This window comes from Rubritepida flocculans DSM 14296 (assembly GCF_000425365.1).
GTDB lineage: Bacteria > Pseudomonadota > Alphaproteobacteria > Acetobacterales > Acetobacteraceae > Roseococcus > Roseococcus flocculans.
Window position 1 is genome coordinate 1 of the sequence record NZ_AUDH01000029.1, and the last position, 12,426, is coordinate 12,426.

At 73.6% G+C, this 12,426-nt stretch carries 17 protein-coding genes; 10 read left to right on the plus strand and 7 right to left on the minus strand.

Going from position 1 to position 12,426, the window contains the following annotated elements:
* The 4 genes from H596_RS0116090 to H596_RS0116105 form a co-directional block, all read right to left on the minus strand.
* Window positions 1–788: outer membrane protein (locus tag H596_RS0116090; RefSeq protein ID WP_027285756.1), on the minus strand; the 788-nt coding region annotated here is incomplete at its 3' end.
* 185 nt (window positions 789–973) lie between these two features.
* Window positions 974–2,107, minus strand: coding sequence for a 5-(carboxyamino)imidazole ribonucleotide synthase (locus H596_RS0116095; protein ID WP_027285757.1), 1,134 nt, complete (start codon window positions 2,105–2,107; stop codon window positions 974–976).
* On the minus strand, window positions 2,094–2,588 hold the full coding sequence (gene purE, locus H596_RS0116100) for a 5-(carboxyamino)imidazole ribonucleotide mutase (protein ID WP_408735283.1): 495 nt from the start codon (window positions 2,586–2,588) through the stop codon (window positions 2,094–2,096). The genes H596_RS0116095 and purE overlap by 14 nt, the downstream gene beginning before the upstream one ends.
* Before the next feature lie 3 nt (window positions 2,589–2,591).
* The gene (locus H596_RS0116105; protein WP_027285759.1) at window positions 2,592–2,792 is read right to left on the minus strand and encodes a YdcH family protein; all 201 of its coding nucleotides are present in this window, start codon (window positions 2,790–2,792) and stop codon (window positions 2,592–2,594) included.
* 262 nt (window positions 2,793–3,054) lie between these two features.
* On the opposite strand from H596_RS0116105, the gene H596_RS23510 reads away from it, so the two are divergent.
* The gene (locus H596_RS23510; protein WP_084602897.1) at window positions 3,055–3,225 is read left to right on the plus strand and encodes a YdcH family protein; all 171 of its coding nucleotides are present in this window, start codon (window positions 3,055–3,057) and stop codon (window positions 3,223–3,225) included.
* A 21-nt stretch (window positions 3,226–3,246) separates the two neighbouring features.
* Here H596_RS23510 and H596_RS0116115 read toward each other — a convergent pair whose 3' ends face one another.
* Window positions 3,247–3,819 (minus strand): DUF1013 domain-containing protein, encoded by a 573-nt coding sequence (locus H596_RS0116115; protein WP_027285760.1) that lies wholly within the window; start codon window positions 3,817–3,819, stop codon window positions 3,247–3,249.
* Window positions 3,820–3,943: 124 nt separating this feature from the next.
* Here H596_RS0116115 and H596_RS0116120 point away from each other — a divergent pair, with 124 nt between their 5' ends.
* A complete protein-coding gene (locus tag H596_RS0116120; protein ID WP_027285761.1) occupies window positions 3,944–4,138 on the plus strand; it encodes a DUF1192 family protein in 195 nt (64 codons plus the stop codon).
* Between the two features lie 166 nt (window positions 4,139–4,304).
* Here the strand turns inward: H596_RS0116120 and H596_RS0116125 are convergent, their stop codons facing one another.
* Window positions 4,305–4,781, minus strand: coding sequence for a GNAT family N-acetyltransferase (locus tag H596_RS0116125; protein WP_027285762.1), 477 nt, complete (start codon window positions 4,779–4,781; stop codon window positions 4,305–4,307).
* Between the two features lie 129 nt (window positions 4,782–4,910).
* On the opposite strand from H596_RS0116125, the gene H596_RS0116130 reads away from it, so the two are divergent.
* Window positions 4,911–6,161, plus strand: coding sequence for a DUF3422 family protein (locus H596_RS0116130; RefSeq protein ID WP_037301794.1), 1,251 nt, complete (start codon window positions 4,911–4,913; stop codon window positions 6,159–6,161).
* Window positions 6,162–6,302: 141 nt separating this feature from the next.
* Here the strand turns inward: H596_RS0116130 and H596_RS0116135 are convergent, their stop codons facing one another.
* Window positions 6,303–6,956, minus strand: coding sequence for a S24 family peptidase (locus H596_RS0116135; protein WP_027285764.1), 654 nt, complete (start codon window positions 6,954–6,956; stop codon window positions 6,303–6,305).
* 138 nt (window positions 6,957–7,094) lie between these two features.
* On the opposite strand from H596_RS0116135, the gene H596_RS0116140 reads away from it, so the two are divergent.
* The 7 genes from H596_RS0116140 (at window position 7,095) to H596_RS0116170 (ending at window position 12,426) form a co-directional block, all read left to right on the plus strand.
* Entirely contained in the window at window positions 7,095–7,529 is a 435-nt protein-coding gene (locus tag H596_RS0116140) for a hypothetical protein (protein ID WP_027285765.1), read from the plus strand.
* Window positions 7,526–7,966 (plus strand): hypothetical protein, encoded by a 441-nt coding sequence (locus tag H596_RS22030; protein WP_051213254.1) that lies wholly within the window; start codon window positions 7,526–7,528, stop codon window positions 7,964–7,966. The genes H596_RS0116140 and H596_RS22030 overlap by 4 nt, the downstream gene beginning before the upstream one ends.
* A gap of 166 nt (window positions 7,967–8,132) precedes the next feature.
* Window positions 8,133–8,384 (plus strand): hypothetical protein, encoded by a 252-nt coding sequence (locus H596_RS0116150; protein WP_027285766.1) that lies wholly within the window; start codon window positions 8,133–8,135, stop codon window positions 8,382–8,384.
* Between the two features lie 5 nt (window positions 8,385–8,389).
* Window positions 8,390–9,817, plus strand: a complete 1,428-nt coding sequence (locus H596_RS0116155; RefSeq protein WP_037301795.1) for a portal protein — start codon at window positions 8,390–8,392, stop codon at window positions 9,815–9,817.
* Window positions 9,818–9,825: 8 nt separating this feature from the next.
* Window positions 9,826–10,557 (plus strand): capsid assembly protein, encoded by a 732-nt coding sequence (locus tag H596_RS0116160; RefSeq protein ID WP_027285768.1) that lies wholly within the window; start codon window positions 9,826–9,828, stop codon window positions 10,555–10,557.
* A gap of 252 nt (window positions 10,558–10,809) precedes the next feature.
* Window positions 10,810–11,646: a phage capsid protein gene (locus H596_RS0116165; protein WP_027285769.1), complete on the plus strand. Its 837-nt coding sequence runs from the start codon at window positions 10,810–10,812 to the stop codon at window positions 11,644–11,646.
* A 210-nt stretch (window positions 11,647–11,856) separates the two neighbouring features.
* Complete coding sequence (locus H596_RS0116170; RefSeq protein WP_027285770.1) at window positions 11,857–12,426, plus strand: hypothetical protein; 570 nt, start codon at window positions 11,857–11,859, stop codon at window positions 12,424–12,426.

Sequence of the window (12,426 nt, forward strand, 5' to 3'; positions counted from 1 at the left end):
AAGACCAGGAAGGTGCGCGCGGGCGCGGGCGCCGCGGCCGGGGCCGGGGCGGGCGCCGGGGTCGGCGTGTTGAAGGCGTAGCGCAGACCGACCAGGATCGAGTGGTTGTAGTTGGTCGGCGTGTAGGCGCGCGGGGAGACGGGGCTCACCACGGTCTGGCCGGCGTTGTTGATGTTGCCGGAGCCGATGGAGGGATCCGTCGTGCCGAAGAAGCGGTACTCGGTGGTGAGCGACAGGCCCGGCATCATGGAGCCGAGGCCGAAGGCCACGCCGGCGATGCCCTGGTAGGCGAAGCGGCCGTCATTGCCGTCGATCATCACGCGGTTGGTCGGCGAGTTGCGGCCGATCACCTTGCGGTAGTCGTTCCACACATAACCGATACCGGCGCCGACATAGGGCGTCACGCTCACGCCCATGCCGAGCACATCGCCCAGCGCCAGGTCGTAGAAGGCGTTACCCATGAAGCCGTACTGGTGGATCGTGCCGCCGGCGGGGTTGCCGCGCACGCCGCCCAGGCTCATCCGGTCCACGCTGTTGTTGCGGTAGTTGCCCTCGAGCTCGGCGCGGATGCCGTTGCCGAAGCCCCAGCCGATGCTGGCCACCGCGGCCCAGCCCCAGCGGGTGTCCACACGGTCGGCGCCCACGGTCGCGGGGATGTCGGCGGTCGAGTTCTGGCGGTAGTTGGCACCCGCGCCCGCGCCCACATAGAGGCCCGAGACGGGCTGCGCCTGGGCGGCCACGGGCAGCGACAGCACCGTCGCGGCCAGAAGGGCCTTCTTGAGGCTCATCCTCATTCTCCTTTGGCAATCACGTTCATTCGATCGCTGCGCGGCACGCCGAACGGCGCGAATCCCCGCTGCGTGGGGCGACCTTAACACCGGGGCCTCGCGCCTTGCACCACCCGGCCCAGCATTTCCAAAGGGGTGTGGCCCACGCGACACAATGGCCCTGGCGATTCGGCCACAGGGCATATTCACAGCCGGGCCAGCAGCTCCGCCTCCTCGGCGGCCGCGAGGCGTCCCGGCGGCAAGAGCAGGTTGGCATGGCCGAGTTTGCGCCCCGCCCGCGCCTCCGCCTTTCCGTACCAGTGCGCGACCACCCCGGGGGCGGCGAGGAGGCGGGGCCAGGCGGCCAGCCCCTCCGGCCCGACGAGGTTGCGCATCACCGCATCCGCCCGGCGCGCCGTCGGGCCGAGCGGCAGCCCCGCCACGGCGCGGATGTGCTGTTCGAACTGCCCGCAATCGCAGGCGTCCATGGTCCAGTGGCCGGAGTTGTGCGGGCGCGGTGCGATCTCGTTGCCCAGCAGCGTCCCATCGGCCAGCAGGAACATCTCGAGCGCGAGCACTCCCACCGCCCCCAGCGCCTCGGCCACCCGGGCGGCATGGGCGCGCGCGGCCTCGGCCACCGCGGGCGGGACGCGCGCCGGGGCGAAGGAGAGGTCGAGGATATGGTCGCGATGCCGGTTCTCCACCGCGTCGAACACCGCCACCGCCCCGTCCGCGCCGCGCGCGGCGATGGCCGACACCTCCGCCACGAAGGGCACGAAGGCCTCCAGCACCAGCGGCTTGGGCGCGAGGCGGGCATAGGCGGCGGCGGCCTGCTCCGGGGCGCGGATCACCGCCTGGCCGCGCCCGTCATAGCCCAGGCGGGTGGTTTTCAGGACGGCAGGCAGCCCGATCCGTTCCAGCGCCTCGGCCAGATCGGCCTCGTTGCGCACCGCCGCCCAAGGGGCGACGGGCACGCCGGCGGCTTCGAGAAACGCCTTTTCGGCGAGCCTGTCCTGGCAGGTCGAGAGGACGGAGACGCCGGGCCGGCAGGGCGCCAACCCCTCCAGCGCCGCCAGGGCCGCCGCGGGGACGTTCTCGAACTCGAAGGTCACCACATCCACCTGGGCGGCGAAGCGCCGCAGCGCCTCCGCATCGTCGTAAGCAGCGACCGTGTGCGCGGTGGCCACCTGCATGCCGGGCGAATCCGCCTCGGGCGCAAAGACATGGGTGCGGTAGCCGAGCCGCGCGGCGGCCATGGCGCTCATCCGCCCGAGCTGCCCGCCGCCCAGTATGCCGATGGTGGCGCCGAGCGGCAGCGGCGCCGCCTCAGACGGGCTCATGCGGCACACCCTCGGTCTGGGCCTCGCGCCAGGCCGTCAGCCGCGCCGCGAGCGCCGGGTCCGAGAGGGCCAGGATGGAGGCGGCCAGCAAGCCCGCATTGATCGCGCCCGCCTTGCCGATGGCGAGGGTGCCCACCGGAACGCCGCCGGGCATCTGCACGATGGACAGCAGGGAATCGAGCCCCTTCAGCGCGTGCGACTCCACCGGCACGCCGAGCACCGGCAGGTTGGTCATGCTGGCCGCCATGCCGGGCAGATGCGCCGCCCCCCCGGCTCCGGCGATGATGACGCGCAGCCCGCGCCCGGCGGCCGAGGCGGCATAGTCATAGAGCCGCCGGGGCGTACGGTGCGCCGAGACCACCCGCGTCTCGTGCGGCACGCCGAGCGCCGCCAGCGTCTCGGCCGCATGGCGCATGGTCTCCCAGTCCGAGCGGGAGCCCATGATCACGCCCACCCGCGGCGCCGCGTCCTGCATGGGCATCCCTCAGGCGATGATGTCGGGGACGAGCCGGCTCTCGAGCCAGGCGATCTCGTCCTTGAGTTTCAGCTTGCGCTTCTTGAGGCGCTGGACCTGGAGCTGGTCCCTCGGGCCCGCCTCCAGCCGGGCGATCACCGTATCGAGGTCGCGATGCTCGCTGCGGAGCTCGTGCAGGCGGCGCAACAGGGCTTCGCGGTCTTCGAGCATCGGTCCTGGGCTGGGCGAGGGGGCATCAGGCGCGGCGGGGGCGTGGCGGACACGAAATCCTTCCACCTCCCGGCCGATTCGGGGATAGCATGAGCCGGCCGCCGCGCAACAGCGCCCGCGGCGGCAAGCCGGGCCCCGCGGCCGCGGAGCGGCCATGCGGGCTTCGCCAGCCCTGGGCGGCGCAGCGGAAGGCTGCGCCCCTCGATCCAATGGCCCGGGCCGGCACGGCTGGCTGGCGCGCACGGATGGAGGACGAACCGGCATGATCCACGCCCCGCGGCTCCGCGCCCTCGAGGCCCGTCACGCTGAGCTGGAACAGCGCATCGCTGCGGAAGGGATCCGCCCGCGTCCCGACGACGAACAACTGGCCCGCCTCAAGCGCGAGAAGCTGGCGCTGAAGGAGGAGATGGAGCGGCTGCGCCGGGGCAACTGATCCGGCCGGCGGGCGCGCGGCCTAATCCGCCTCGCTGGGCTGCGGCTCGGGGAGCGACTTGCCCTCGGCGGCGAGCCGTTCGGCCGCGGCGGCGACCGCGGCGTTGAGCGCGCTCTGGGTGCAGAGGCCGAGGATCACCGGATCGCGCGGCTTGATGTTCGCGCTGTTCCAGTGCGTCTTGTCGCGCACCTTCTCGATCGTCTCCTTGGTCGTGCCGAGGAGCTTGCTGATCTGCGCGACGCTGAGTTCCGGGTGATGGCGCAGCAGCCAGGCGATGCCGTCCGGGCGGTCATGGCGCTTGGCCACCGGGGTGTAGCGCCCGCCCTTGCCGCGGGACTTGGAAAGCGGCACCGCCGGCGGCGCGAGGGTGAGGCGCGCCGTCGGGTCGGCCTCGCAGCGGGCGATCTCCTCGCGCGTGAGCTGCCCGTTCGCCACGGGATCGTAGCCGATGATGCCCTGCGCCACCTCGCCGTCCGCGATGGCCTGCACCTCGAGCGGGTGCATCTGCACGAAATCGGCGATCTGCTCGAAGGAGAGCGAGGTCTTCTCGATCAGCCACACGGCGGTGGCCTTGGGCATGAGGGGCTGGGCCATGGGAGGGTCCGTCAGGTCTCGGGGCGGGCGCGGCGCGGCGCGAACCGGGGCGCGCGCCCCGCGACTGCCCTATAGTGCGCGGGCCCCCCGGGGCCAAGCCCCGCGATTCGCAGGAGAGCCCCGCATGTTCGAGGAGGAGCAGCGCCCCCGTCGCCCGGAGGTCTTCGCGCCGGCCGCGCTTGAGGGCTGGTCGGAGGAGGCGCTGCGCGCCTACATCGTTGCGCTACAGGCCGAAATCGCCCGCGCCGAGGCCGCCTTGGCCGCCCGTCAGGCCCAGCGCGCGGCAGCGGAGGCGTTGTTCCGCAAGCCCTCGGCGTAATCCGGCCGGCGGTCGCGCCGGACGTAGCTCGCACGCCGGGTTGGCGCCACCCAAGGCGGCACGCCGCGTTGGGGCCCGGTGGGGCGGCGGCGTGTCAAAACAAAGGCATACCAGCGGCCGCACCGCTTTCGCAGGGGGCGGAAACAGCGGCCGCCGGTATGGGGGGCTAGATCGCCTTGCGCAGATAGCGCACCCGCTTGCCGTTGCGCGGGTCCGTCGCCTCGCCCGCCGCCTGGAAGCCGAGCCGCTCGTGAAAGGCCAGGCTCTCCGGGTTCGGCGGGTCGAGGTTCACCTCGCAGGCCAGCAGCCCGATGCGCTCCGCCCGCGCCAGCGCCGCGAGGTCGTCATAGAGCGCCCGGGCCACGCCCCGCCCGCGCGCCGCCGGCGCCACCACCACCCGGTCCACATAGGCGAAGGAGCTCTCGCGCGCCGTGAACCAGGCATGGTTGGGCCCCTGCGGCGGCGTGGCGTGGTCGAAGGCGATGAGGAACCCCGCGCCGCCCTCGGCCACCCGCGCCGCGAAGGCGTTGCGCAGCAGCCCCTCGAAGCCTTCGCGGGTCAGGGCGTTCACCGCCTCCGCCTCGGCGTTGTTGAGGGCGAGCAGGGCGGGGATGTCGGCCTCGGCGATGTCGCGGATGCGCATGCCCCGCAGGCTCGCATGCGGCGCCGCGGCTGGCGAGGGCCGCGGGCGGCGCAGGGCGGGCCGGCGCGCAGGCCTCCATGCATGATGGCTGATGCCAGCAGGGCGGCATCTGGTCTAGGGTCCGCGCCGATGAGCTTCCCCTCCCATCCCCAGCGCGAGGCGCTGACCGGCGAACTCCACGCCCGGCCCGCCGTGCCCATCAAGGCGCCCGCACGGCTCTCCCGCCTCGCCATGGTCGCGCCCGACCGGGCGGCGGAGGAGGCGCATCTCGCCGCGCTCTGCGCCTGGCACGGGGTGGCGCCGCCCGCCCCCGGCGCGACCTGGTTCATGGCCGATTTCGGCGCCTTCCGGCTGCGCTTCGAGCGGCACACGGAGTTCACCGGCTGGAACTTCCTTGCCGCCGGGGCGGACCCCGAGCGGCCTTTCGATTCCCCCGCCATCGCCGCCCTGCCGCCCGAATGGCTGGCCAGGCTGCCCGGCCAGGCGGTGGCCGCCCTGCACATCGCCCTGGTGGACGCGCGGGTGGAGCAGTGCGGGTTCGTCGGCGACAGCATCGCCGGCGCCGCGGTGGCGGACCAGGCGGCCATGGTCTTCACCGATTTCCGCCTGCACCCGGACGGCTTCACGCGCATCCTCATCGCAGGGGAGCCGAGCCCGGTGGTGGCCGGCCGGCTCGCCCAGGCGCTGTGGGAGATCGAAACCTACCGCGCCATGGCGCTGCTCGCCCTTCCGGTGGCGCGCGGGGTGGGGCCGCAGCTCGCCAGCGCCTCCGAGCAGCTCGCGCGGATTTCGGCCCGGCTGCCGAGCCTCGACGACCTGGCCGCCGAGCGCGCGGCGCTGGAGGAGCTCACCGCCGTCGCGGGCGAGATCGAGCGCGCGAGCGCCGCCACCGCCGAGCGTTTCTCGGCCAGCGCGGCCTATCACCGGCTGGTGCTGCGCCGCCTCGCGGAGCTGGGCGAGGTGCCGCTGCACGGCATCCCGACCCTGTCGCGCTTCCTGGATCGGCGCATGGAGCCGGCCATGGCGACGGTGAGCGCAACGGGGGCGCGCATCGCCGCCCTTTCGGTGCGCGCCGCCCGGCTCGTGGACCTGTTGCGGGCGCGGGTGGCGGTGGCGCAGGAGGCGCAGGCGGAGAAACAGCTCGCCACCCTGGCCGCCACGGGCCGGGCGCAGCTCCGCCTGCAGCAGACGGTGGAGGGGCTCTCGGTGGCGGGCATCACCTACTACCTGCTCACCGTCATCGGCTACCTGATCAAGCCTCTGCCCTGGTGGCGGTCCATCGGGACGACGGCGGAGCAGATCCTCGCCGTGCTGGTTCCCGTGGTGGCGGCGCTGGTCTGGCTCAACCTCCGCAAGCGACGGCTGGAAGCCGAGAAGTGATGCGGTCGGCGGCAACGCCGGACGCATCGCGCAGGCCGGGTTGCCGCCACCCAACGCGGCACGCCGCGTCGGGGCCCGGTGGGGCGGCGGCGTGCCAAGACCGAGGGATCCCAGCGGCCGCCGGCATGATGCGGGCGCGGCCTACTGGCTGCTCCAGATGATGCGGTGCATCCAGGCCACGTCCTGGAGGTCGAAGCTGTAGTCGGGGTGGGCGGGGTTGAGGCTCGCCACCTCGATGCGCTTGGCGCTCTGCCGGCGCAGCTCCTTCGCCATCACCTCGCCCTTGCGGGTGCGCAGCACCACGCGGTCGCCGCGGCGGATGGGGGCGGCGGGCGAGACGATGATCACATCGCCGTCGCGGAAGACGGGGGCCATGGAGTCACCGCTGATCTCGAGCGCATAGGCGTTGGGATCGCCGATCTCGGGCAGGCTGATCTCGTCCCAGGAGCCGCCGACGGGGAAGCCGCCATCGTCGAAGAAGCCCTCGCCGCCGGCCTGGGCGAAGCCGATCAGGGGGATGCGCCGTGCCGGGCCGCGCGCGCCGCGCCCCTGGCCTGAGAGGCTGCTGCCGCCGGAGACGAGGGAGGCGAAGGTCTCGATTCCCGCGCCGGTGGCGCCCAGCACCTTGGCGATGCTCTCCGTCGAGGGCCAGCGCGCGCGCCCATCCGGCCCCACGCGCTTGGAGGGGTTGAAGGCGGTGGGATCGAGGCCGGCCCGCCGCGCCAGGCCCGAGGGCGAGAGGCCGTGCTCGGCCGCCAGCGAATCGATGGCGCGCCAGATGTCGTCGTGTCGCATGTCCTCGGCACCTTGTTAGGTTTGTGGTCAGGACGCAATAGGAAAATCTTGCTTTCGCTTTCAGAACCGGGCACAACCGCCGGTGTAGGCCCCCCATAGGCATTCGTGCCCCCTTACAACCGCTGAACGGAGTTTCCCATGCGTCTCTCCCCCCGTGCCGCCTCCGCCCCCGTGCTCGGCAGCCTCGCCCGCGCCGAGCCCTTCCGCTCCGCGGAGGAGGCCTGGTTCTGGACCATGGCCGCATTGATGGCGCGGCGCGAGGGGGCGCGGGTGCGCGCCGGGCAGGGCCTCAGCCTGCGGCCCTGCGAGCCTGACGATGTGGTGAAGTGCCTCGATCGCCTCTACCGCCAGCGCCGGATCGAGATCGCCCATGCCCGCATCCTGCGCATCTGGGGCGAGCGCGGCGTGCCGCCCTGCCCCCGCCACCCGGCCGAGCGGGGCGACCACCGCCTGTGGCGCGAGGCGATGCAGCGCCTGGAATTCCCGCTGCGCGTCAAGGGTATCGTGGCCGATCCGGCGCCGCAGCCCCCCGCCGAGGCGGAGATCCTGCCTTTCCCCGGCCGGGCGTCGTGACGGCCCATCACCACCGCGCGCTGGCCGAGCAGCGGGTCTGGATCGTCTTCGGCGGGCGGGCGGACCATCTCTGGCAGCGCCTCCTGCGCCCGGGTTTCCGGCATTGCTTCGCCGCCATCGAGGACGGCGAGGGCTGGCTGGTGCTGGACCCGCTGACGGGCCGGCTCCTCGCCGGGCGCCTCGACCTGCCGCCGGGCTTCGACCTGCCGCGCTTCTATCGGCGCGCCGGGCTGCGCCCCGTCGGTCCCTTTCTCCTCGCCGAACCGGCGCGCGGGCGGGGCCTTGGTCTCGCGCCCTATAGCTGCGTGGCGCTCTGCCGGGCGGTGCTCGGGCCGCATGCGCCCTTCGCCCTCACGCCATACGGGTTGTATCGCCGACTCATGCTTCGCGTCGGGCATAGGAAAAAAAGCTTGACCTCTACCGAGGCGTGCGTGTAGAAGCGGGGCGTCAACGGGCGAACTGCGCCCGGTGGCGTCCTCCTCTCCCTCTCCCGACCTTGGCGGCGGGCCGTTTCCTTTCCTGGAAGCGGCCCGCCGTCCTTTTTCGGGCGCGGCGAGACGCGCGGCGAGGGGGAGGCGCCCTTCGAAGAGGAGATCCGCCCGCATGGGAGGCCTGTTCCGCGCCCCGAAGCCCATCGTGGTGCCCGCGCCGCAGATCGACACGGCGGCGCAGCAGCAGCAGCAGCGCCAGCAGCAGGCGGAGGCCGAGGCCGCCGCCGCCCGCGCCGCCGAGGAAGCGCGCATCGACGCCCGCCGCCGCGCCCGCCAGGGCCTGGCCGGCACCATCGCCACCTCGGCGCGCGGCGTGCTCGAGCCGCTGCCCCTGGTCGGCCGCAAATCCCTGCTGGGCGAGTGAGGAAGATGGACGCGAAGGACATCCTCGCCCGCCAGCATCGCGCCCGCGAACGCCGCCGCGCGCTGGAGGCCGCCTGGGCCGAGGCCTACGCCCATGTGCTGCCCGCCCCGCACGAGGCGGCCGGCCTGTTCGACGCCACCGCCGCCGATGCGGCCGAACAGCTCGCCGCCTCGCTGCTCGCGGAGCTGACGCCCCCATGGTCGCGCTGGTTCGGCCTCGCCCCCGCCCGCGACTTCGCCGACACCGAGGAGGGCCAGGCCGCCGCCTACGCCCTCGAGGGAACCGCGGCGGTGCTGCAGCAGCAGCTCGACCGCTCGAACTTCGCGGTCGAGATGCACCAGGCCTTCCTCGACCTGGTGATCGCCGGCACCGGCGTGATCCTCGTGGAGGAGGCGCCGCCGGGCGAGCCCTCGGCGCTGCGCTTTACCGCCATCCCGGTGCGCCAGGCGGTGCTGGAGGAGGGGCCCTCGGGCCGCCTCGACACCGTCTTCCGCGAGAACCGGATGACGCTCGCCGCCCTGCGCCGCCGCTTCCCCTTCGCCGAGCTGCCTGCGCGCCTCCTCGCGGAGGAGGCCGGCGAGCAGGCCGAGCCGCGCACGCATCGGGTCGTCGAGGCGGTCTGGCCCGACCGTTTCGGCCACCGCTACGCCGCCGTGCTCGACGCCCCCGGGTTGGACGAGCCCTTCCTGCTCGCCCAGGGGGGCTTCGCGGAATCGCCCTTCATCGCCTTCCGCTGGCTGAAGGCGCCGGGTGAGCTCTACGGCCGCGGGCCCGTGGTGAAGGCGCTGCCCGACATCCGCACGGCGAACCGCGTCGTTGAACTCGTGCTCAAGAACGCCTCCATCGCCGTCACCGGCATCTGGCAGGCGGAGGATGACGGGGTACTGAACCCCGCCACCGTACAGCTCACGCCGGGGGCGATCATCCCCAAGGCGCCGGGCAGCGCGGGGCTGACGCCGCTCGCCGCACCCGGCAGCTTCGACGTCTCGCAGCTCGTGCTCGCCGACCTGCGCGCGCGTATCCGCCAGGCGCTGCTGGCCGACCGGCTGGGGGCGCCGCGCGACGCGCGCATGACGGCGACCGAGGTGCTGGAGCGCAGCGCCGAGACGGCGCGGCTGCTGGGCGCCACCTATGGCCGCCTGCAGTCGGAGCTGCTGACGCCGCTGGTCGCGCGCTGCCTGTCCATCCTCGCCCGGCGCGGCGAAATCCCGCCCGTGCTGCTGGACGGCGGGCGCGTGGCGCTGCGCTACGAAAGCCCGCTGGCGCGGGTGCAGGGCCGCTCGGACGCGGCCAACACGCTGCTCTTCCTCGACGCCGCCTCGCGCATGGGCCCCGCGGCCGCGGCGCAGGTGGACGCGGCCGCCGCCGCCCGCTGGCTGGCGCGCACACTCGGCGCGCCGGCCGAAATCCTCGTCCCGACCCCCACGGAGTGACCCCCGCCATGGAAGACAATCTGCTCGACGCCGCGATCCAGGGCGGCGGCGGCGCGAAGCCGCGCCCCGGCGACGTGCCGGAGAAGTTCTGGGACGCCGAGCGCGGCGAGCTGCGCGTGGACGCGCTGCTGAAGAGCTACCGCGAGCTGGAGCGCCGCCTCTCCCAGCGCCTCGCGCCCCCGGGCCCGGACGCCGACGAGGAGGAGCGCCGCCGCTGGCGCGAGATCCACGACATTCCCGACAGCCCCGAGGACTACCAGATCGAGGTGCGCCATGCGCTGACCTCGCCCGACCTCGAGGTGAACCGCCGTCTCTACGAGGCGGGCTTCTCCCGCCAGCAGGTGCAGCTCGTCTATGACCTGGCGGCCGAGCGGCTGCTGCCCCTGATCGCCGAGGCCGCGCAGCAGTTCGAGGCGGACCGGCAGATGGAGAAGCTGCGCGCCCGCTACGGCGGCGAGGAGCGTTTCCGCCGCCTCGCGCAGCAGCTCTCCGCCTGGGGCCGGGCCAATCTGCCCCCGCCCGTGTTCGAGGCGCTCTCCACCACCGAGGAGGGCGTGGTCGCGCTCGAGCGCATGATGCGCGGCAAGGAGCCGGAGCTGACGCGCGAGGCCGCGCCCCCGCCCGCCGAGGACGAGGGCGAGCTGCGCAAGCTGATGCGCGACCCGCGCTACTGGCGCTCGCGCGAGCCCGAACTCGTGCGCCGCGTCACCGAGGGTTTCCGCCGCCTCGCGGGCGGCTGAGCGACCCGGGCGCGCGCCCTCCTCCCCGCGCGCCCGCTCGGCGGGCGGCCGCCCGGCGCGATGCGCCGCGGTCTCGCCCGCCCGCGCCCACCGCAGCGCCCCGCCTCCCGGCGCGCGGTGGGCGCCCCCTTTCCCGCACGCCCTGCGCACAACCGCCCCGCGGCGCGCAGCGCATCCCCGCCACGGCCCGGCCCCGCGCGGCCAACCGGCGCCCGGCGATCCCGCCCACCCGCAACCGCATAGGAGACACCTGTGTCCGGCTCGATCGACCAGGCCTTCATCAAGCAGTTCCAGGCCGAGGTGCATGAGGCCTACCAGCGCCAGGGCAGCAAGCTGCGCCCCTGCGTGCGCAGCAAGACCAACGTGAAGGGCGCGAGCACCGTCTTCCAGCGCGTCGGCCGCGGCGTCGCCGCCTCCAAGGCGCGCAACGGCGTGGTGCCCGTGATGAACCTCGCCTACTCCACGGTGGAGTGCTTCCTGCAGGACCACTACGCCGGCGACTGGATCGACAAGTTCGACGACCTCAAGACCAACATCAACGAGATGCAGGTGCTGGCGAACGCCGGCGCCTACGCGCTCGGCCGCAAGACGGACGAGCTGATCATCGCCGCGCTGGACACGGCGACGAACGAGGCCGTCGGCACCCAGGCGGGCCAGACGGACAATGACGGCATGACCCGCGCGAAGGCGCTGCTCGCCTTCGAGATGCTCGGCCAGCTCGACGTGCCCGATGACGGCCAGCGCTTCGCCGTGGTGGGCTGGAAGCAGTGGAGCGAGCTGCTCACCATCCAGGAGTTCGCCAACGCCAGCTACGTCGGCGACGACGAGCTGCCCTGGAAGGGCACCCAGGCCAAGCGCTGGCTCGGCGCCACCTGGATGCCGCACAGCGGGCTGACGCTGAACGGCACGCTGCGCCACTGCTACTTCTTCCACCGCACGGCGGTGGGCCACGCCGCCGCCTCGGAGATCATCACCGACGTGACCTGGCACGGCGACCGCGCCGCGCATTTCGTCAACAGCATGATGAGCCAGGGCGCCGTGCTGGTGGACGACCAGGGCGTCGTGCGCATGCGCTGCAAGGAACAGTAATACGGTCGGCATCACATGCCGACCGTATCGCGCGCAGGGTTGGTGTGGCGGCTGCGCGCCAAAACAAAGGCATACCAGCGGCCGCACCGGCTTCTCAGGAGCCGACATCAGCGGCCGCTGGTATAACGCGCCCCCCCGGGCCGGCGGCGAGCCCCGCCGGCCCGACCCCTTCCGCCGCACCGCTTCCCTTTCCCACCGGAGATCCCCCCGATGGCGCTCACCGCCCTCGAACTCTGCTCGCGTGCGCTGCTGCGCCTGGGCGCCCCGGCCATCGCCTCCTTCAGCGAGGGCACGGCGGAGGCGGAGGTGGCGTCCGGCCTCTATGGCGGCGTGCGCGACGCGCTGCTCTCCTCCCATCCCTGGAGCTTCGCCACCGCCCAGGCCAGCCTGCCGCGCCTCTCGGGCACGCCTGCGGCGGATCACGCCTACGCTTTCCAGCTTCCCGCCGCCTTCCTGCGCGTGCTCTCGGCCGGCGGCCCAGGCAGCGGGCGCGGCCTCGCCTACCGCCTGCTCGAGGACCGGCTGCACACCGACTCGCCCCAGGTGACGCTGACCTACATCTTCCGCCCGCACGAAAGCGCCTTCCCGGCCTTCTTCGCCAGTGCGCTGGTCGCGCGCCTCTCGGCCGAGTTCTGCATCCCGCTGACCGAGAGCACCACGCGCGCGCAGATGCTCTTCGCCCAGGCCGAGGCCGAGGTGCGCGCCGCGCGCCGCGCCGACAGCCAGCAGGCCACCACCAGGGCCATCGAGGGCTTCCCGCTGATCCAGGCCCGGGGCTGA